We start from the raw sequence: 20,282 nt of genomic DNA on the forward strand, positions 1-20,282 counted from the left end.
CTGGCTACGCGGCTCGGGCTGACGCGGGTACGTGCAGCCAGCCGCTCATCAGGCACCGTGCGCTGCGCGACATGGACGCCCGTTCCATGATCCAGCCCGACGAGCGCCGCACCACGCTCGCGTCCACCGTCAGCACGCCTGACGCGTGGCCGATGCGAGTGGCGACGCCGGGCAGCGTGCGCGCCACTTGCGAGACCAGCGAGCCCGGCAAGGCCGCGGCCGCGGCCGTGGCGATGGCGGCCGGACCATCCAGCGAACGCTGGGTCTGGCCGCCCGCGAACACCCGCGCCAGCACATCGACGTTGGCGCGCGGCACTTCCAGGCCCTGCCCGGTCCGATAGGCGGACGGCGCGGCAATCCAGACGATACGCAGGTCGGCCAGCAGGCGCGCCGCGGCGCGCACGCCCGCCGATGCGCCCATGCGCGCGGCCGCTTCGATGCGCACGGCGTCCAGCACGACCAGCGCCTTGGCCTGGCGGCGCAGGCTGTCGGGGAGTTCGCGGCCGGTCAAACCCAGGTCCGTGGCCCGCACGAAGGCGGTGGGCACGCCGGCATTGAGCAGGGTGGCCTGCAGGGTGCCCAGATCCGGGACGTCCAGCGTGTCCTGCGGCTGGCCGGTAGGCAGGATGCCGCCCAGGCCTTCATCCAGGTAATCCAGGCGCACATCGGCCGCCGGAAAGGCCGAGCCGTCTTCCAGGAACATGCCTTCTTCGATGACGTCGCCGTCGCGCACGACCACGTGCGAGCGCAGGCGGCGGCCCGGGTCCTGTTGCCAGACCTGGATGACGTTGCTGCCGTCGTGCACCGGTACCAGGCCCTGCTGCACGGCGAAGGGGCCGACGCCGCCGGCCAGCGTGCCGCAGCGCGATGACCACACAATGCGTTCGGCGGTGGCGTCGATGTCACCGAACATCACGTCCACGTCGGCATCGAGCCGCACGGACTTGCCCACGACCACCACCTTGAGGGGCTCGGCCCCGTCGGCGCCGGCGCCCATCATGGGACAGGCATCGGGATGCCCGGCCAGGCGCACCAGCAGGCGATCGCGCGCCGCGGGATCCGATGGCAGGTCGCGCTGGTTGAAGAACACCCCGTTGTTCGTGCCGCCGCGCATGACGACGGCGGGGATCTTAACGATGGCCATCAGGAATTTTTTTGGACTGCGCGATCATCGCGGTACAGACACCGCGGAGCAGGTCGGTTTCGTCTTTGGTCAGGCCTGCGCGCGCGAAAAGGTGCCGCATGCGGGGCATGAGTTTTTTCGGGTGTTTGGGATCCAGGTAGCGGACCGCGATCAGCGCCTCTTCCCAGTGCGTGAGCAGCGCCGCGACCGCCTCGCCCGAGGCCTTTTCGGCTTTTTCAACCGGGCCGGCCAGCTTTTCCGGCCCCAGCAGGGCGTAGCGCAGTTCGTACGCGGCCAGCTGCATGGCCTGCGATACGTTCAGCGAGGTGTATTCCGGATTGGCGGGAATGTGGCAGATGCGGTGGCACAGGGCGACGTGCTCGTTGGTCAGGCCCGAGCGTTCGGTGCCGACCACGATCGCGACACGTGGCCCCTCGGCCGCGGACGAATCGGCCGCGGGCTGGCCCGCGGCATTGCCTGCGAACACGCCCAGGTGCGCCTGCGTCTGCTCGGCGGCCTGGCGCATGTCGCATACCGGTGGCCCGAGGTCGCGGTGGCGCGCCGTCAGGGCGAACGCCAGCGTGACGGGCGCCAGGGCGTCCTGGAGCGTGTCGCAAGTGCGGGCCGACGCCAGCACATCCCCCGCGCCGCTGGCAAGCGACACGGCGTCCGGATGGGTGATGACGTCGGGGATCTTGGGGTTGACCAGGACCAGTTCGGCGAACCCCATGGTTTTCAGGGCGCGTGCCGCAGAGCCCACATTTCCGGGGTGACTGGGCTCGACCATGATGAAAATGACTCGGGAAAGCATGCGTCCTTTACACTAGAGGGGTTTTATTTCGCGTTTCTAGCCAATCGGCCTCTTATGCACCCCATGCTCAACACCGCCGTCAAGGCGGCTCGCCGCGCAGGCGCCATTATCAACCGCGCCAGCCTCGACATCGATCTGGTCAAGGTGTCCCAGAAGGGACCCGGCGATTTCGTCACCGAAGTCGACAAGGCCGCGGAAGCAGCCATCGTCGATATTCTGAAGACGGCATATCCTGACCACGGAATTCTAGCCGAAGAGTCCGGCGAAGCCCTTGGTCCGACGGATGCCAAAGGCCAGCAGGAAAACCTGTGGATCATCGATCCCATCGACGGCACCACCAATTTCATCCACGGCCTGCCCATCTACGCCGTGTCGATCGCGCTCATGCAGCGGGGCCAGGTCACCCAGGCCGTGGTGTTCGATCCGTCGCGCAATGAACTCTTTACCGCCACGCGCGGCGCCGGTGCGTTCCTGAACGACCGCCGCCTGCGCGTGTCGCGCCGCCTGCGCATGCATGAAGCCCTGATGGGCACGAGCTTCGCGCCGTCGTCCAGCGGCAAGCAGTTGGCCCAGGCCATCAAGACCTTCGGCCTGGTATCGGCCAGCACGTCGGGCGTGCGCCGCCTGGGATCGTCGGTGCTCGACCTGGCCAACGTGGCCGCCGGCCGTCTGGACGCCTACTACGGCATCGGCCTGAAACAATGGGACCTGGCCGCGGCCAGCCTGCTGGTGCTGGAAGCCGGTGGCCTCGTCAGCGACTTCGAAGGCGAGCAAAACTGGATGACAACCGGCAACGTCGTCGCGGCCACGCCGAAAATCTTTCCTTCGTTGCTGTCACTCCTTAAAGAGTGACAGCAACTCTGGGAAGATTTCCCCGGAGGACTCCCCCCCCCGCGGCGCTTCGCGCCACCCCCCCAGGGGGGCGGCACTGGCGGACTGGCGGAGCCAGATCCGCTGTGCCCTGGATGGCGGCGGTGGCTTGCTCGGGGCGGCGCTCAGCAGGATGACAGGCGCTTCCGTTATCATGCGCGTGCCTTAGACCGACCTCATGCGTTACCCCGGTGATGCGACCGGCAACGCGCGCAGCGCGGAGCTGGCCATCCAGAGCACAGCGGATCCGGCTTTGCCGGTCCGCCAGTGCTGCCCCTGGGGGAGGCGCGAAGCGCCTGGGGGGGCCATATAGCTCGGTCCATTTGAACGGTTTTGCGCAGTGCATCAATCGCTCTATGATGACGCCGCGCGTAAACCCGCGTATACGACACGCCCATTTGACTTACAGCCTCCTTGAAGCAAGGCGCATCGCGCCGAGCCGTCTCGCCCGAGGGCACGGCGGATCTGGCTTTGCCAGTCCGCCCGTGTCGCCCCTGGGGGTGGCGCGAAGCGCCTAGGGGGGGCAAACCGGACCACAGATGACTGAAAATACGTTGTACATGCTCAAGGCCTTCTTTCTGGGCTGTATCGAGGGCCTGACGGAATTCCTGCCGGTGTCGAGCACGGGTCACCTGATCCTGATCGGCAACTGGCTCAATTTCAATTCGGGCGAAGGCAAGGTCTTCGAAGTGGTCATCCAGTTCGGCGCGATTCTGGCGGTGATCTGGATTTTTCGGGAAAAGGTCGCACATATCCTGGTAGGGATCGTGACGGGCGACAGTTTTTCATTGAAGTTCGCCCGGAACATCATCATTGCCTTCCTGCCATCGGCCATCATCGGGGTGCTGTTCCTGAAGCTGATCAAGCAGGTGCTGTTCCAGCCGGCGGTGGTTGCGGTGGCGCTGGTGGTCGGCGGGTTTATCATCCTATGGGTGGAGCGACGGCCCCAGACGTCCATCAAGACGCAGAACATCTCCGAAATCACCTGGAAACAGGCATTGCTGGTCGGATGTGCGCAGTGTCTGGCGATGATTCCGGGAACCTCGCGCTCCGGTTCGACGATTATTGGTGGTATGGCAGTGGGCCTGAAACGGACCACCGCCACCGAATTTTCCTTTTTTCTTGCGATGCCCACGATGCTGGGCGCTTCGGTCTACGACGCATACAAGAACCACGCGTTGCTCACTGACAGCGACCTGGCCGCGATTGCCGTCGGCTTCATGGCTGCGTTCTTTGCCGCGTTGCTGGTGGTCCGCGCGCTGATGCGGTTCGTCGCGACCCACACCTACCGGGTGTTTGCCTGGTACCGGATCGCGCTTGGACTGGCCATCGTGGTGTGGATGCTGGTTTAACTCGAGCAATACATGGTCACGATCAAAAGCCGCGTTGTCATCCCTCTCGAGGGATCACAGGCGGCGCCGGAATTCCTGTCGTTCAGCGGTTTCACCAAAGAGCACATCGCCATCGTGTTCCCGAGCGTCACGCCCGGGGTGACGCCGCTGGTCCGGGTGCATTCCGAATGCCTGACGGGCGACGTGTTCGGCTCGCAACTGTGCGACTGCGGACCGCAGCTTCAGGAAGCGATCGACGTGTTTTCGCAGGAAGGCGGCGTGCTGCTCTACCTGCGCCAGGAAGGGCGCGGCATCGGGCTGTACGCCAAGCTGTCCGCCTATGCCCTGCAAAAGGAAGGCCTGGATACCTTTGAAGCCAACCGCCACCTGAACCTGCCGGAAGATGCTCGCAGCTTCGAGCCCGCGGCGCAAATGCTCACGGCCATGGACATCAGCCGCATCCGGCTGCTGACCAACAATCCCGACAAGGCGTCGCAGCTGGGCGAGCACGGCATCGAGATCGAAAGCACGATACCTACCGGGGTCTATCTGAACCCGAACAACCGCCGCTACCTCGAAGCCAAGGTTCGCCACAAACACCACACGATTCCATTTTGATTCTAGAGCCGCTCGTCCTGCCTGACGTGACCGTCTGGGGCGTGACGATCACGCAGCACCAGGTGGTGACCACCCTGTCGGTGCTCTGGGCGATCTATCTGGGCGCAGTGGCCATCTGGATCATTCTGCAGAAGCGCTCGCCGGTGTCCACCCTGCTGTGGATCCTCACACTGGCCCTGCTTCCTTACGCCGGCTTTGGCGTCTATTACTTCTTTGGTCCCCAACGTCTCAGGCGCCGCCGGCTCAAGCGGCTGCGCAGCCGCATTGCGATCGCGGGCCAGACCGAGGTGGCGCGGCTGAAGGAATCCCCCCACGACGTGCCGCTGCCGGTCGGACAGATGATCCGGCTGGGCACCAGCACCAGCGACGTGCCCGTGTCCACGGCCACCGACCTGCGCATGCTGGTCGGCGGCGGCCAGACCTATGACGCCTTTCTTGAGGCGATCGACGGGGCGAAGAACCACATCCACATCGAGTTCTACATCTACGATGCGGACCGCATCGGCACCCTGATCCGCGACCGCCTGATCGCCAAGGCGCGCGAAGGCGTGACCGTACGTTTCCTGGTCGATGCGCTGGGGTCATCGTCGCTGGGCCGCCGCTTTCTGCGGCCCCTGCGGGAAGCTGGCGCGGATGTGGCCTTCTTCCACGACGTCAAGATCGGGCGGCGCCTTCGCCCGGTGACCAATTTTCGGAACCACCGCAAGATCCTCGTCGTGGATGGCGTGATCGGGTTCACGGGCGGCATCAACGTGACGGACGACGAAGACGAACGGGTGCGCGCCGATGCCTATCACGACATCCACCTGCGGATCGAAGGCGGCGCGGTGCGGTGGTTGCAGATGGTCTTTCTGGAAGACTGGGCCTATTCCACGAGCGAACGGATGGACCCGGCGGACATCCCTGCCCTGCTCCCCGATACCCCGGCGGGCGAACATTACCTGCAGATCCTGAGTTCCGGTCCGGACGATCCACGGGAATCCATCCACCGCATGCAAGTGGCGGCCATCAACGCGGCGACAGAACGCGTGTGGCTGACCACGGCCTATTTCGTGCCGACCTCGGCTGCGTTGATGAGCCTGACACTGGCGGCGCTGCGCGGCGTGGACGTGCGGGTCTTGGTGCCCTGTGTCAGCGATTCGCGCGTCGTGACGGCTGCGGCCCGGTCGTACTTCGACGAGCTGATCGATGCGGGCGTGAAGGTCTGGGAATACCAGGATCGCATGCTGCATTCGAAGACGCTGGTGGTCGACGACACGTATTCCTTCATCGGCACGGCCAATTTCGATCAGCGCAGCTTCGTGCTGAATTTCGAGGTGACGGTGCTGATGTACGGGCCGATGATGGCATCGAACCTGAACCGGCAGTTCGAGATGGACCTGCGCAAGTCCATGCGGGTGCAGGCGCGGCGCAAGGTGTCGCCGCTGCGCCGGCTGGGGGACGCCACGGCTAGGTTGTTCTCGCCGGTGCTGTAAGGGCGGCTGCCTTCAGTGCTTGCTGACCAGCGGGCTCATTACCCAGTTTTCCGCCAGATCCAAATCGCGCAGCAGCGCACGGAAGGTCTCGTCGTTGATCTGGAAGGTTTCCCGCAAGCGGTAGATCTCGTTGCGCTCGGCCGTCACGGCGGCCAGCCGCAATTCGCGTTCGAACTGCCGGTGACGGTTGGCGCGCTGGTTGGTGTCGGCCAGATCGCTTTCGGCATCCACGCGGGCCCGGTACACCGACAACAGGCTGCCCGCCACTTCTTCCAGCATTTCGGCATCGGCCTCGCTCAGGCCGTGCAGCATCTGGTCGTGCGCCTGTTCAACCGCGGCCACCGCCGATTTGGCCAATAGCAGGCGGGCCCGCCGTTCTTCCTTTTCCTGCAGGTTTTCGACCGGCTGCGGCAGCTTGGGCAGCACCATCGGCAAGAAGATGCTCGCCACGATCAATGACGCCAGGATCACCCCGGTCGCCAGAAAGATCATCAGGTCGCGGGCGGGAAACGGCGTGCCGTCGTTCATGACCAACGGCACGGCCATGACACCCGCCATCGTGATCGAACCCCGCACCCCTGCCAGCGCGGTGGCCAGCACCAGCCACAAATTGATGGGCCGGTAGGCGCTGCCCAGCACGATGCGGCGGAAAAAGCGCAGGTGCTGCGTGACCCATACCCAGAAGAACCGCAGCGCGATCAAGGTCAGCGTAATGGCGACCACGTAGCCGAACAGGTAGCTGACCGGCACGTTGCCCGCAGCCACCGCGTCGGCATGCGCCAGGTCGATGACGCTGGGCAGTTGCAGCCCCAGCAGGATGAAGGTCATGCCGTTGAAGATGAATTCCAGCATGGACCACACGCTGTTGGTCTGCAGGCGCGTGGCCGAACTGCTGTTGTCGGCCGAGTCGGTGTAGGTCATCGTGATGCCGGCCGCGACCGCCGACAGGATCCCCGAAAGCTTGAAATGCTCGGCAAACAGGTAGGCCGCGAACGGGGTCAGCAGCAGCAAGGCGACCTGGATGGCGGGTTCTTCGCCGCTCCAGCGCAGCACCTGGCGGCGCGCGTAGCTGAAGCTCCACGCCGTGGCCGCCCCCACCATGAGTCCGCCGATGGCAATCACGAAAAAGCTGAAGCTCGCGTCCCAGATCGAGAACACGCCGGTCAGGGCCGCCGCGATCGCGAACTTGAAGGCCACCAGGCCCGACGCGTCGTTCATCAAGGCTTCGCCTTCCAGCAGATGCTGCAGCTTGGGCGGCAGCTTGCCCTTGCCCGCAATCGCCGACACGGCCAGCGCATCGGTGGGTGACAGCACGGCCCCCAGGGCGAAGGCCAGCGGCAAAGAGATGGGCGGAATCAGCCAGTGGATGAAATACCCCATCCCCACCACCGTGAACAGCACCAGGCCCAGCGCCAGGGCCAGGATAGGCCGGCCAAGACGGAAGAATTCGCGCTTGGGAATACGCCACCCATCGGCAAACAGCAGCGGCGGAATGAACAGCAGCAGGAAGACTTCCGGGTCGAATCGCACATGCAGCCCGAACAGCGGCAGGGCCAGCACGGCGCCCAGGGCGATCTGGAAGATCGGCAGCGGCAGCTTGACGGGAGATACGCGCGTGACTACGCCGGACAGCGCGACGGCCAGGATGAGGATGAGAACGGTAAAGACGATTTGCATGGCAATCAGTGTCGGCTGATCCCGCCCCGCGGCGGGATCGGGTTCCCCGGCGGCGCGATCGTCGCCAGGTCGGGATGCGCCGGGGGCAACGCAAGTTGTGCGCCCGTGGCCAGGTGAAGGAGCAGCGGCCCGCGGAAGCCGGCCGCGCTACCCTTGCTCAGTTGCCCAGCAGACCCGCCTGATAGGCCGCAACGAAATCGTCGAAGTTGCCCATTTCCTTCTGTTCGAGCGCGTACTGCTCCGCCAGGGAGGCGGCGGCCTGCTCGCGAAACTGCGCTTCCTGCTCTGCCGAGGGCGGCATGTCACGCAAGGTGCGGGCGTGTTGCTGGCTCATCTTCAAGGTGAAGGCATGGAAGGACAGGCCCTCGTCCTGCAGCGCGGCCAGCACCTTGGCCGACGGCGTGTGGGCGGGGTCATCGAGCTTGATGGCCTGCGCAGCCACCACGTCCTGGTGGGCCGTTCCGCCATGTACGCGGTCGAGCAGCGCGGCACAGGCGCCGATGCGTTCCAACAGGTCGCGGCCCCAGGTGGCCAGCGGCATGGGCGTGCCTTCCTGATCCAGCATCAGCCCGGGGCGCCGCCCTTCCTTGACTACGGTCAGGAAGTTGTTGGTGCTGGCCTGGCAATGGCCCGACTCGCCGAACGGCGGGCTGTCTTCCAGGGTGCAGAACAGCAGGAAGGCGTCAAGGAATCGGGCCGTCGATTCCGACACGCCCACGGGCGAGAACGGATCGATGTCCATGCAACGCACTTCGATGTACTGCACGCCGCGCGTCGCCAGCGCGCGCAGCGGGCGTTCACCGCGCCGCGCCACCCGCTTGGGCCGGATGCTGGAGTAGTACTCGTTTTCGATCTGCAGGATGTTGGTGTTGAGCTGGATCCACTCGCCGTCGCGAATCGTGCCGTACTTTTCATATTCGGGCCAGGGCTGGCTGACGGCGTCGTACAGCTTGGCCACGTACGTGGCCAGGTCGTTGTAGCAAGGCTTCAGGCCGGCCTGGGCCTTGTTCTGGTAGCCCAGGTCGCTCATGCGCAGGCTGGTGGCGTACGGCAGGTACAGCGTGTCGTCGTCCAGTTGCCGCAACCGGTGCGGCTTGCCCTGCAGGAAGTTGGCCGACAGCGCGGGCGACGCGCCAAACAGGTACATCAGCAGCCAGCTGACCCGGTTGAAGTTGCGGATCAGCGCGACATACTTGGCCGACTGCAGATCTTGCGGCGACAGGGTCGCGGCTTCGTCGGGCGTGGCCAGCACGGGCCACAGCGCTTCCGAAAACGAGAAGTTGTAGTGGATGCCGGCGATGCACTGCATGGCCTTGCCATAACGATAGGCCAGGCCACGGCGGTACACGTACTTGAGCATGCCGGTGTTGGACGAGCCGAACCACGCGATCGGAATGTCGGCCTCGGCCGGCAGGTGGGCCGGCATCGACTGGTTCCACAGGATTTCATCACCCAGTTCGGCATACACGAAGCGGTGGATGTCGGTCAGTTCACCCAGCAAGGCGCCGTGGTCGGTGTGCGTGCCGGTAATGAGCTCGATCAGCGACTCGGAATAGTCCGTGGTGATCGTCGGGTGCGTCAATGTGGCGCCCAGCGCACGCGGGTGGGGAGTCAGGGCGAGGTCGCCATGGGGATCGACCCGGAGGCTCTCCCGTTCGATGCCATGCAGGCTCTGCGCCAGCAGGGTGCGATGCGCGGGCTGGTCGAGCAGAGCAAGGCGGCTTTCTAGCAGATCGCTCACGTAAATCCTTGAAAGTGCAATGGCGCAGCGGCGGGGCAAGGCCACGGCGCACGCACGGAAACGTGCGTCGCGGGCGGGCCGTGCGCGGTGGCGGCTCATTATAGGTGCGCGCCCGGGCGGGCCAAGGCAATCCCCTTGGCCGTAGCGGACAATTACGGCATCGTAACCGAGGCTTCCCCGAACTGCAGCGCGGCCAGGCGGGCATACAGCGGCGAGGTCGCCATCAGGTCGGTATGCGTTCCTTCGGCCACGATGCGGCCGGCGTCCAGCACCAGGATGCGGTCGGCCTGCTTGACCGTGGCCAGGCGATGCGCAATCACCAGCGTGGTCCTGGACTGGGTCGCGTTGTCCAGGGCTTGCTGCACCAGCCGCTCGCTTTCGGCGTCCAGCGCGCTGGTCGCCTCGTCCAGCAGCAGCACCGGCGGATTCTTGAGGATGGCGCGCGCGATCGCGATCCGTTGCCGTTGACCGCCCGACAGACGCACGCCGCGTTCCCCGAGGAAGGTGTCGTAGCCATCAGGCAAGGCGGCGATGAAGCCGTCGGCCGCGGCCATGCGGGCGGCGGCCTTGACTTCATCGACGCTGGCCTTGTCGCGCCCATAGCGGATGTTGTCCATGACCGAGCCCGAGAAGATCACGGTTTCCTGCAACACGACGCCGATGTGCGCGCGCAGGTCCTGCAGCGACAGCTGGCGCGTGTCGACGCCGTTGATCGAAATGCGGCCGGCTTGCGGATCGTAGAAGCGCAGCAGCACCTGGAACAAGGTGGTCTTGCCAGCGCCCGACGGGCCGACCAGGGCGACATGTTCACCGGGCCGCACGTGCAGCGACAGGTCGGCCAGCGCCGGGGTGCCTGGACGGGACGGATAGGCAAACGCAATGTGGTCGAAGCGCAATCCTTCTCCGTGCTCGGGCAGCGGCACCGTGGTGGTGGCTTCAGTAACCGGCGACTGTGCGCCGCGCAGTTGCAGCAGGCGGTCGGTTGCGCCGGCTGCGCGTTGCAGGTCGCCCCAGACTTCGGATACCGCGCCGACGGCGCCGGCGGTGACCACGGCGTACAAGATGAACTGCGACAGCAGGCCCGCGGTCATGTCACCGGCCAGCACCGCGCGCGCGCCGAGCCAGAGCACGAACACGATCGCGCCAAAAATGAGCACGATCACCATGGCCGTCAATGCGGCGCGTGCGCGGATGCGCAACAAGGCCGCATCGAACGCGTGTTCGACCGCGGCGCCAAAGCGCGCCGATTCATACGGCTGCTGGTTGTAGGACTGCACGGTGGGCATGGCGTTGAGCACCTCGCCCGCCAGCGCGCTGGCGCCGGCCACGCGGTCCTGTGTCAGGCCCGACAGCTTCCGGACCCGCCGGCCAAAAAAGATGATGGGGGCAATCACCACGACCAGGGTCACCAGGATGTAGGCCGACAGGGTCGGACTGGTGATGGCCAGCATGATCAGGCCGCCCACCAGCAGGAACAGGTTGCGCAGCCCCTGCGACAGGCTGGTGCCTACCACCGTCTGGATCAGGGTGGTGTCGGTGGTCAGGCGCGACAGCACTTCGCCGGTCTGGGTGGTTTCAAAGAACTGGGGACTCATGCGCAGCACGCGATCGTAGACAGCCCGGCGCAGGTCGGCCGTGACCCGTTCGCCCAGCCACGACACCATGTAGAACCGCAGCGCGGTAGCCCCGGCCAGCACCAGCGACACGACGAACAGGGCGACAAAGTAACGATCGATGTGCGCCCGATTGCCAGCAGAAAAGCCGAGGTCGATCAGGTAGCGGAAGGCGACGGGCAAGGCCAGGGTCGCGCCCGCGGCGACCAGCAGCGCCAGGAAGGCGATGGCCCAGCGGCCCGCATAGGGCCGCAGGAATGGCAGCATCGCAAACAGTGATTGGGGCGACGCGCCATGCGGAAGCGGCGGCAGTGAGGACGTACGGACGGGGTCGGGCATAAACCTGCCAAAGAACGCTGGAGCTTGCGATTGTGCCACTGGCAGGCTGACTGGCGCATGGCGCCGATGTAAAGCGTTACAGCGACGCGCATTCTCGCGGGATACCCTGCACCTACCTTGCCCCCGCACCCCCTTTTTTCAGGAGCAAACCGCCATGAAGCGATTCCTACTGGCCCTTGGCCTGGCCGGTGCCTGCACCGCCGCGCTCGCCCAAACCGCCGCCGTTGCGGCGCCCAATGTGGAACAAGCCACCCAGGCCCTGCAGAATGCCATGCAGCGCGAGATCCAGGCGATGAACGCCGAACAGGGCCCCGGCTTCGATTCCAACGCCGCCACCGGCGTCGTCAAGACCCTGGAAGTCAAAGCCATCGACAACTGCCGGACGCCGCCGGCCGGACAAGGCGTCGCGTGCCAGGTGCGCACCAGCGCGGAGCTGAAAGGCTCGCGCACCGAAGAGACGAACACCTATCACTTCTGGCAGCAAGGCGGCCGCTGGGAAGCGAGACTGCCTTCAGGGACCTGATCCTTCGTCCGCTCAAGACCGCTGGTCGCAACAGCACGCCCCCCGAACTCAAACAGCGCCCTCAAGGGCACAGCGGATCTGGCTTCGCCAGTCCGCCAGTGCCGCCCCTGGGGGAGGCGCGGAGCGCCAACGGGGGGCTACATTGTTCTTCTCGACGCGAGAATCGCGTTGAGAAGAATTGCACCAAAAGTTGCGGTGCCGATGCCGCCCAATGCGAAGCCGCCGATGTTGAGGGTGAAGTCGCCTGCCCCGAGCACCAGCGTGACCGCGGCCACGATCAGGTTCCGGTTGTCGGAGAAGTCGACGCGGTTCTCGACCCAGATCCTTGCGCCGGAGACGGCGATCAGGCCGAACACCACGATCGAGACGCCGCCCAGCACGGCGGTCGGGATGGTCAGGATGATGGCGCCGAACTTGGGGGAAAAGCCGAGCAGGATCGCGAAGCACGCGGCGATGACGAAGACCAGGGTCGAATAGATCCGGGTCACGGCCATGACGCCGATGTTCTCGGCGTACGTGGTCAGGCCGGTGCCGCCCACGCTGCCGGACACCACCGTGGCGATCCCGTCACCCACGAAGGCGCGACCCATGTAGCGGTCCAGGTTCTGGCCGGTCATGGCGCTGACGGCCTTGATGTGACCCAGGTTTTCCGCAACCAGAATCACAGCGACCGGCGCGAGCAGCGCCATGGCATCAAGCCGGAATACCGGTGCGGTAAACGCAGGCATGCCCAGCCACGCCGCGTTGGCCACGGTCGAAAAGTCGATGGGCTTGCCCAGGCCGGCGCCATTGGTCAGCACGGCATACAGCACATACGCCAGCAGCAGGCCGATCAGGATCAGAAGCCGCTGCACCATGCCGCGCGTGAACACGGCAACGGCGCCAACGCACAGCACGGTCGCCAGGGCCATCCAGGCATCAAACGAGTTGGCGGTGACGCTCTTGACGGCAATCGGCGCCAGGTTCAGGCCAATGACCGCGACCACGGCGCCGGTCACGACCGGCGGCATGAAACGTTCGATCCAGCCCGTGCCGATCGCCATGACCAGAAAGCCGATTAACGTATAAACGACGCCGCAGGCAATGATGCCGCCGAGTGCCACGCCGATGTTCGCGTTCAAGCCCGGTCCGGCATAGCCGCTGACGGCGATGACCAGACCGATGAAGGCAAAGCTGGACCCCAGGTAGCTTGGCACCCGGCCGCCGACAATCACGAAGAACAGCAGCGTGCCGACGCCCGACATGAAGATGGCAAGATTGGGATCAAAGCCCATCAACAAGGGCGCGAGCACGGTGGACCCGAACATGGCGACCACATGCTGCAGGCCCATCGCGCCCATTTGCGGCCATGGCAGCCGCTCGTCTGGCGCGATGACGCCCCCCGCTACCCCGTCGGTGCGCTCGCGCCACCGCGGAAAATACGATCCCGCCATTGCCCTCTCCTGTTTTTGTGCCTATGACAGACAGGCGCAAGTGTAAGGAGAGCGGCGTGGCAAGGCCAGCGCCGCGTCAGGGCACTGTCAGCGCGGGCAGACGCTTGCGGTCAGCCCAGCAACGCGATGGGCAGGTCCGCCAACGCATCGGCCACACGGATGCGGCCACCCGCCACCGGGCACGTGGCGTCCGTCAGCACACTGCTGAACTGCTGCACGTTGACGCCTTCCGGCAGGCACACCACCGTGTCGCCCCACTTGTCGGCGGCGATACGTGGCTTGGCATCCTCGTTGGTGCCGAGCACCATCGTGGCGACACGATGCGGAACGATCACGACCGCCACGCTATCGCCCTGCGTGCGTGCAAAGGCGAACACGTGCTGGCTTTCGGCGCCTTCGACCGTCAGTGGCAGGTAGTCGCCTTCCAGGAACAGCGCTTCGTGCTGCTTGCGGAAGTTGAGCGTGCGCCGCACCACTTCGAACTTGATGCGGCCGTCCCGCCAGTGATCGACCAGGGCGGCAACGTCGAACGGTGTGTCCAGTGCCTGCTTGCGCAGGGCAAAGTCCACCGGACGACGGTTGTCGGGGTCGACCAGGCTGAAGTCCCACATTTCGGTGCCCTGGTACAGGTCGGGCACCCCAGGGATCGTCATGCGCAGCAGGGTCTGCGAAAGGCTGTTGACTGCACCGGCCGGACCGATACGGTTGATGAACTCAATCAGTTCCAGCAAGGTGTCGGCATTGGCCTGCGGATCCAGCATCTGGAACAGGAAGCCGTTGCAGGCGTTTTCGTAACTGTCGTCAGGGGTGACCCAGCTCGATTGCTGCTTGGCTTCACGCAGCGACTTGGTCTGCCAGTCCGACAGGCGGCCGGCCAATTCGCGAATGCCGTCTTCATCGTTGACCGACAGATCCAACGGCCATGCGCCGATCAGCGATTGATAAAGCATGTATTCGTCGGCGGGCAACGGGGACGGCGCGGGTTCTTCGCCGGCTTCGTGCTTGAATCGCGCATGACGTTCGCACCAGCGGGTGACCAGGGCTTCCCACTCGGTCGCGCGTTCGCTCAGGACTGCGAGTCGCGCCCGGCCATCTTCGCCGCGCTTGTGGTCGTGTGTGGCGGTGGCAAGCAGCGCCAGCGGGAATGATTCGGCACGGCCCCGCACCCGCTCATGGAACTCGTCGCTTTCCATCGAGAAGATCGCGGGATCGGCGCCGACCTCGTTGCGCGACAGCAAGCGGCCATACCGGTAGAAGCCGGTGTCCTCGACCGATTTGGCGGCCAGGGGCGACGTGAGTTGCTGGAAGCGGCGAATGGCTTGCAGGCGCACCGAGCGCTGGTCTTCCGGGAAATCCTGTGGCGCCTGACCGCCCAGCCAGCCGGCCATGGTGTCGAGCAGATCGTAGTCGGCCGGACGCAGGCTGGCATGCGCGCCTTCACGAGCCTTGGTGAAGGGCACCTCGTCATCTTCCGTGCGGCCCTGCACGTCGGCGTAAGTGCGATATACCGGGAAGTACACCAGCAATTCCGTCAGTACACGACGGATTGCCGATGGGCTCCAGTCGCGCGTCATCAGATCGAAATGCGCAATCCGATGCAGCAGCCGCACCAGCGCGTCGAATTCCCCCGCAAAGTTCTGCTGGATCAGCTGACGCCGTGCCGTGCGCGACAGCTCGGTAAAGGTCTTGGTGCTGCCGGAAATGGACTGCCACATCGTGGTCAGGGTGGCTTCGCCCTGCGGATCGTGCAGCCACTGCCCGACTTCGCTCATGAAGTCGTAGCCCGTCGTGCCATCGGTCTCCCATGCCGTGGCTAGCGGTTCGCCCGCGGCCAGGATCTTTTCGACCACCACATACGGGACGCGTTTGGGCGCATCGGCCGGGCGGCGGTCGGCGCGCTTTTCCAGTTCCGCGCGCAGGTAGCGGCAATAGGCCTTGGGATCGGCCAGGCCATCGACGTGGTCGACACGCAGACCATCGACCAGCCCTTCTTCGTACAGCCGGAAGAACAGGGAATGGATATCGTCGCGAACCGCGTCCCGCTCGGCGCGCATGCCGGCCAGGTCGCTGATCTCGAAGAATCGGCGCCAGTTGATTTCTTCCGCCGCGGTGCGCCACCATGCCAGGCGATAGTGCTGGCGTTCCAGCAGTTCGTGCAGGCGCTGCCGGCCATCGGTGCGCGCGGCATCGAAGGCCTGCGGCGTTTCGTCCATCAGGCGCAGCACCTCTTCATGATGCTCGGGCGCAATGGGAAACCGCGCGTCATAGTAGGTGACGACGGGTTCATGCGTTTTCTGATCACGCTCAATCTTGAGCTGGCCTTCGGACAGCACCTTGCCATAGGGGTCGCCCAGATAGGGGGCCAGCAGCTTGCCCTTCAACGACGGGTCAGGTGAATTCCACTCGATGTCGAAATACTCGGCGTAGGCGCTGTTGGGGCCCTCGCGCAGCACGCTCCACCACCACGCGTTGTCGGGGCTCACGCCCATGTGGTTGGGCACGATATCGAGGATCAGGCCCATGCCGAATTCCCGCAGGCGCGCGACCAGCTTGCGCAGCGCCTCTTCGCCGCCGAGTTCCGGGCTGATGACGTGGTAGTCGATCGTGTCGTATCCGTGCGTCGATCCGGCCCGCGCACGCGTCAACGGCGAGGCATAGATGTCGCTGATACCGAGCTTGTGAAAGTATTCAACCAGCTCGATGGCGTCCGTAATCGGAAAGCCTTCGTGGAACTGCAGCCTGACCGTGGCTCGCGGTGCACTCATGATGATTGTCTGCTCTGAGAAAGGGCGGCCAGGCGTCGGCTGACGTCCTGATCGTCCAGCAAGGTATCGATCGTCGTCGCCATGCGGCGACGCCAGTTGGGATGGGTATCGGTGGTACCTGGCAGATTCGGCGCTTCGGGATCACCCAGCACGTCTTCGAGTGGAACGACCGCCAGTGGACATGACGTCGCGCCGACGAAGCGGAATGTTTCCGCAATCGGCGGCGGCGCCTCGGGGTCGGTGTCCTGCGATACCTCTATCCCTGCGGCCGCCAGCGATTGCACCAGCTGCTCCCGGTCGCGGGCGCGATTGGCCATCTGTGCATCCAGCGAGTCGCCGTCGCCGAACAGGCCAAGGCGGTCCCGCCACTGCAGGTCTGTGCCGGTCCACCAGCCTGCGATGGTCGGCAGGTCGTGCGTGGTCGTCATGGCCATGGCCTCGACCGGCCAGTCGCGCGGCGGCTTGATCGGAGCGTTCTCGCCGCCATGCGCACGTTCGAACCACAACACATCCATGCCCAGCATGCCGGCGCGGCCGATCTGATCGTTGAAGCCTTCGGGCACCGTGCCCAGGTTCTCGCCGACCACGATGGCGCGATGCCGCCACGATTCCAAGGCGATCAGACGCATGATGTCGTCGAACGGATAATTCACATAGGCGCCATCGGTGGGCGCGGCGCCTTCGGGCACCAGCCACATCCGCTTTAGTCCCAGGGCGTGGTCGATGCGGATCCCGCCTGCGTGACGCAGGCAGGCGCGCAGCATTTCAATGTACGCACGGTAGCCGGTCCGCCGCAGGGCCGATGGCGAAAATGCCGTCAGGCCCCAGGCCTGGCCCTGTGCGTTGTACAGATCGGGCGGCGCGCCCGGCGACAGCTTGGCCAGAATTTCGCCCTGGCGGCTCCAGGCGTGACTGCCACCCGGGTCCGTGCCGACGGCCAGGTCGGCGATCAGGCCGATGCCCATGCCGGCGTCACGCGCAGCCGCTTGCGCCCGCGCCAGCCCCCGGTCGGCCAGCCACTGCAGGAAAGCATGGAAGGTAACGTCGGCGGCATGTTCCTGCGCAAACGCCGCGACTTCGGGACTGTCGGGATTCTGGTAGCACTCGGGCCAGTCACGCCAGCCGCCGGTAGGAAAGCCTTCGGCCAGGCGCCACGCATGCAGCGCTTCGAAGCGCGCGTGGTTTTCAAGCAGGCTGCCGCCCTCTTCCCGGAAGCGCGTGAACGCTTCGTGCACCGAGCTGCCGACATTGCCCGGAAAGCCGTCGAACAGGCGGCGCAAAATGGCAAGCTTGGTCCGGGCAACGGCAGGCCAGTCGACCATATCGAGTTGTTCGAGCCGGGCCAGATCCAGATTGAGCCCCAGCGCTGACGCAGCCAGCGCCACCGCCGGCTGGCCGAACACTTCTGCCGGGTCGACATACAGCACGTTCAGGAACAGGCGGCTCGACGGCGCATACGGACTGATCCGCTGCGGATCGGCCGTGAACATCGCATGCACCGGGCTGATCGCAATGCCCGTGGCGCCGGCCTTGGCGGCCACGCCGGCCAGAGAAGCCAGCGCCGTGAAGTCACCGACGCCCCCCGATGCGCCCGGCGCGCCCAACAACGCGCCGCGACGGCGCAAGCCGTACAGCTGCACGGCCAGGGCCCATTCGCGAGGCTGCGCCTTGCCGATGGCGTCGCTGACACCGAAGCAGCGGGTGGGCGCAATCGCCAGCGTCACCACCTGGTCACCGATATGCAGGGTGTGATACCCCGGCAGATTCATGCCCGGGATGATGACCGTGTGCGCGTCCTTGCGGCGCGCTTCGCCATCGACCACGCCGCCGTCCTCGTCGAACTCGATGCGAAAGCGCAGTGTGCTGACGGTGTCGGGAAGCGGCACCTCGACCGACTGGCGCACGACGCCGATCACGAAATGGCTCGCGGTATCGTCGCCGGCGTCGTTGACTGCGTCCAGGCTGCGATCAATGGCCTCGGGGCTGCTGGCATCGATGCCCAGCGCATTCAGCACGTTCCTGAGCACATCTTGCGACACGCGTTGGGGCTTGCCCGCGGCGTCCTGCCAGTCGACCGACACGCCGGCCGCGTCGGCCAGCGCATGAAGGGACTTTACGTCATCGTCGCTCATGCTGCGCTGTCCTGTGCAACGGCCTCCAACGCGTCCTCGAGCATGACCAGCGTCGCGCCGGCCTTGAGCTTGCCGGTCGCGGCCAGGCGGCCGGTGTCCGAGGCGCTCTCGAACACGAGCTGCCCCCCGACGACCGGCGTGATGTCGACGGCGTCGGCAGCGAAGTTCACATACATCGCATAGACCTGTCCGTTTGCCAGGCGCCAGCGTGCAGCCACGGCCAGCTCGCCAATGGCCTGGGCGCCGATCGACACCGCGCCATCAAGGTGCGGCACCAGCACTTCGCGGCGCACGCGCAGCAAGGCGCGGTAGTAGTCCCACCACAACATGCCTTCGCGTCCGGGCGATTCGGTCAGCGGCGGCACCGATGCTTCGAACGTGTTGGCCGCATTGGGGTCGGGAATGTTGTCACGCACGGCCGGATCGGCAAACGCCGGAAACTTGGCGAATTCCTTGCGGCGGCCTTCGCGCACCGCTTCGGCCAGTTCGTCGTTGTGGCTGGTGAAGTACAGGAACGGAGTACGCGTACCCCACTCTTCGCCCATGAAGATCATCGGGATCTGCGGCGACAGCATGCACAGCGCCACGCCTGCGCGCAGCGCTTCCATGCCTGCGCCCTTCTCGGCCAAGGTGATCAGTCGATCACCCAGGGCCCGGTTGCCGATCTGGTCATGGTTCTGCAGGAACAGCACGAAGGCGGTCGGAGGCAGGTCGCCCGACGGTTCGCCGCGCAGTTCGCCATCGCGATGCGGCGATGGCTGGCCTTGATAGATGAAGCCCTCGGCCAGGCAGCGCGCCAGCTGCTCGGCAGGCTTGTCGGCATAGTCCGTGTAATAGCCATCGGTTTCCCCGGCAATGATCCGGTGAAGGATGTGGTGACCGTCATCGTTCCACTGCGCGTCAAAATCCTTGGCAAGGTGGCTGGCGATATTGCCATCATGCTCCAGCACCAGATGCACATGGCGATCGGATGGCAGCGAGGCGCGCACGGCCGCGGCCATCTCGTCGAGCCAGTCCGGCTCCGAAATGGCATGGACCGCATCAAAGCGCAGGCCGTCGAACCGTAATTCGTTGACCCAGTACATGGCGTTGCGCGTGAAGAAGTCGCGCACCTGCGGCCGGCGAAAATCGATTGCCGGGCCCCAGGGCGTGGTCAGGTCTTCACGGAAAAAGTCCGATGCATACGCATGCAGGTAGTTGCCATCCGGGCCGAAGTGGTTGTAGACCACGTCCAGGAAAATCATCATTCCCTGTTCATGCGCCGCATCGACCAATGCCTTCAGGTCGTCGGGGGTGCCGTAGGCCGTGTCGGGCGCATACGGCAGCACGCCGTCATAGCCCCAGTTGCGCTCGCCGGGAAAGTCGGCGATCGGCATCAGCTCGACCGCCGTGATGCCCAGTTCGGCAAGCTTGGGCAAGGCGGCCTGGATGCCCTTGAAGCCACCAAAGGCCTTGGGGTGCAATTCGTAGAGCACGACCTCGGACCAGGGGCGGCCCTTCCACTCGGTGGTTCGCCACGCATAGGATTGCGGGTCGACCACGATGCTGTCGTCGTGCACGTCGCCCGCCTGCAGGCGCGAGAACGGATCCGGGAACTTGAGATCGTCCCCGATCTGGTAGCGGTAGCGCGTGCCCGCGCCGACCGGCGCTTCCACGACAAAACCGCCCTGACCGTCGGGCTGCATGTCCAGCGTCATTGGCTCGCCTTGCGGCGGCGTCAGATGCACCTTGACCGCGGCGGCCGCATTCGGCGCCCAGACGGCAAATCGTGTTTGACCGGGGCGCGTCAAGGTCGCGCCATATCCTGTCGGTAAAAGCCCTTTCGTCATGC

Annotated in this window: 14 protein-coding genes; 5 read left to right on the top strand and 9 right to left on the bottom strand. The window is 65.4% G+C overall.

Annotation, left to right across the window (positions count from 1 at the left end):
• Positions 1-4: 4 nt before the first annotated feature.
• Positions 5-1,144, bottom strand: a complete 1,140-nt coding sequence (locus IE116_RS07275) for a PrpF domain-containing protein (RefSeq protein ID WP_189611089.1) — start codon at positions 1,142-1,144, stop codon at positions 5-7.
• A complete protein-coding gene (locus IE116_RS07280) occupies positions 1,131-1,910 on the bottom strand; it encodes an RNA methyltransferase (protein WP_229828408.1) in 780 nt (259 codons plus the stop codon). The genes IE116_RS07275 and IE116_RS07280 overlap by 14 nt, the downstream gene beginning before the upstream one ends.
• 78 nt (positions 1,911-1,988) lie before the next feature.
• Between IE116_RS07280 and IE116_RS07285 the strand changes: the two genes are divergently transcribed.
• From IE116_RS07285 to cls, 4 genes are all read left to right on the top strand, one after another.
• Positions 1,989-2,786, top strand: coding sequence for an inositol monophosphatase family protein (locus IE116_RS07285; protein ID WP_189611093.1), 798 nt, complete (start codon positions 1,989-1,991; stop codon positions 2,784-2,786).
• A 557-nt stretch (positions 2,787-3,343) separates the two neighbouring features.
• The gene (locus tag IE116_RS07290) at positions 3,344-4,156 is read left to right on the top strand and encodes an undecaprenyl-diphosphate phosphatase (protein ID WP_189611094.1); all 813 of its coding nucleotides are present in this window, start codon (positions 3,344-3,346) and stop codon (positions 4,154-4,156) included.
• A gap of 12 nt (positions 4,157-4,168) precedes the next feature.
• Positions 4,169-4,753 (top strand): GTP cyclohydrolase II, encoded by a 585-nt coding sequence (locus IE116_RS07295; protein ID WP_189611097.1) that lies wholly within the window; start codon positions 4,169-4,171, stop codon positions 4,751-4,753.
• Positions 4,750-6,228 carry a cardiolipin synthase gene (gene cls / locus IE116_RS07300; protein WP_373302960.1) on the top strand — a complete coding sequence of 493 codons (1,479 nt, stop codon included), beginning with the start codon at positions 4,750-4,752 and terminating at the stop codon, positions 6,226-6,228. The genes IE116_RS07295 and cls overlap by 4 nt, the downstream gene beginning before the upstream one ends.
• A gap of 12 nt (positions 6,229-6,240) precedes the next feature.
• Here the strand turns inward: cls and IE116_RS07305 are convergent, their stop codons facing one another.
• The 3 genes from IE116_RS07305 to IE116_RS07315 all read right to left on the bottom strand — a co-directional run bounded on the left by IE116_RS07305 (position 6,241) and on the right by IE116_RS07315 (position 11,526).
• Entirely contained in the window at positions 6,241-7,905 is a 1,665-nt protein-coding gene (locus IE116_RS07305) for a Na+/H+ antiporter (RefSeq protein ID WP_189611099.1), read from the bottom strand.
• A 157-nt stretch (positions 7,906-8,062) separates the two neighbouring features.
• The gene (gene gshA, locus IE116_RS07310) at positions 8,063-9,646 is read right to left on the bottom strand and encodes a glutamate--cysteine ligase (protein WP_189611116.1); all 1,584 of its coding nucleotides are present in this window, start codon (positions 9,644-9,646) and stop codon (positions 8,063-8,065) included.
• 152 nt (positions 9,647-9,798) lie between these two features.
• Entirely contained in the window at positions 9,799-11,526 is a 1,728-nt protein-coding gene (locus IE116_RS07315; RefSeq protein WP_229828410.1) for an ABC transporter transmembrane domain-containing protein, read from the bottom strand.
• Positions 11,527-11,752: 226 nt separating this feature from the next.
• Here IE116_RS07315 and IE116_RS07320 point away from each other — a divergent pair, with 226 nt between their 5' ends.
• Positions 11,753-12,121, top strand: coding sequence for a hypothetical protein (locus IE116_RS07320; protein ID WP_189611126.1), 369 nt, complete (start codon positions 11,753-11,755; stop codon positions 12,119-12,121).
• Positions 12,122-12,258: 137 nt separating this feature from the next.
• Here IE116_RS07320 and IE116_RS07325 read toward each other — a convergent pair whose 3' ends face one another.
• From IE116_RS07325 to treZ, 4 genes are all read right to left on the bottom strand, one after another.
• The gene (locus IE116_RS07325) at positions 12,259-13,554 is read right to left on the bottom strand and encodes a solute carrier family 23 protein (protein ID WP_189611128.1); all 1,296 of its coding nucleotides are present in this window, start codon (positions 13,552-13,554) and stop codon (positions 12,259-12,261) included.
• Between the two features lie 110 nt (positions 13,555-13,664).
• Positions 13,665-16,319: a malto-oligosyltrehalose synthase gene (treY, locus tag IE116_RS07330; protein ID WP_189611129.1), complete on the bottom strand. Its 2,655-nt coding sequence runs from the start codon at positions 16,317-16,319 to the stop codon at positions 13,665-13,667.
• The gene (malQ, locus tag IE116_RS07335; protein WP_189611131.1) at positions 16,316-18,451 is read right to left on the bottom strand and encodes a 4-alpha-glucanotransferase; all 2,136 of its coding nucleotides are present in this window, start codon (positions 18,449-18,451) and stop codon (positions 16,316-16,318) included. Before malQ ends, treY begins: the two co-directional genes overlap by 4 nt.
• Positions 18,448-20,280 carry a malto-oligosyltrehalose trehalohydrolase gene (gene treZ, locus IE116_RS07340; protein ID WP_189611133.1) on the bottom strand — a complete coding sequence of 611 codons (1,833 nt, stop codon included), beginning with the start codon at positions 20,278-20,280 and terminating at the stop codon, positions 18,448-18,450. Before treZ ends, malQ begins: the two co-directional genes overlap by 4 nt.
• Positions 20,281-20,282 lie beyond the last annotated feature (2 nt).

Origin of the sequence: Pigmentiphaga litoralis (genome assembly GCF_014651835.1) — a bacterium.
GTDB lineage: Bacteria > Pseudomonadota > Gammaproteobacteria > Burkholderiales > Burkholderiaceae_B > Pigmentiphaga > Pigmentiphaga litoralis.

Bases quoted from the DNA above. Each gene is read 5' to 3' on its own strand.
- IE116_RS07275 (WP_189611089.1), bottom strand. From the start codon at position 1,144: ATGGCCATCGTTAAGATCCCCGCCGTCGTCATGCGCGGCGGCACGAAC.
- IE116_RS07280 (WP_229828408.1), bottom strand. From the start codon at position 1,910: ATGGTCGAGCCCAGTCACCCCGGAAATGTGGGCTCTGCGGCACGCGCC.
- IE116_RS07285 (WP_189611093.1), top strand. From the start codon at position 1,989: ATGCACCCCATGCTCAACACCGCCGTCAAGGCGGCTCGCCGCGCAGGC.
- IE116_RS07290 (WP_189611094.1), top strand. From the start codon at position 3,344: ATGACTGAAAATACGTTGTACATGCTCAAGGCCTTCTTTCTGGGCTGT.
- IE116_RS07295 (WP_189611097.1), top strand. From the start codon at position 4,169: ATGGTCACGATCAAAAGCCGCGTTGTCATCCCTCTCGAGGGATCACAG.
- IE116_RS07305 (WP_189611099.1), bottom strand. From the start codon at position 7,905: ATGCAAATCGTCTTTACCGTTCTCATCCTCATCCTGGCCGTCGCGCTG.
- IE116_RS07315 (WP_229828410.1), bottom strand. From the start codon at position 11,526: ATGCTGCCATTCCTGCGGCCCTATGCGGGCCGCTGGGCCATCGCCTTC.
- IE116_RS07320 (WP_189611126.1), top strand. From the start codon at position 11,753: ATGAAGCGATTCCTACTGGCCCTTGGCCTGGCCGGTGCCTGCACCGCC.
- IE116_RS07325 (WP_189611128.1), bottom strand. From the start codon at position 13,554: ATGGCGGGATCGTATTTTCCGCGGTGGCGCGAGCGCACCGACGGGGTA.
- treY (WP_189611129.1), bottom strand. From the start codon at position 16,319: ATGAGTGCACCGCGAGCCACGGTCAGGCTGCAGTTCCACGAAGGCTTT.
- malQ (WP_189611131.1), bottom strand. From the start codon at position 18,451: ATGAGCGACGATGACGTAAAGTCCCTTCATGCGCTGGCCGACGCGGCC.
- treZ (WP_189611133.1), bottom strand. From the start codon at position 20,280: ATGACGAAAGGGCTTTTACCGACAGGATATGGCGCGACCTTGACGCGC.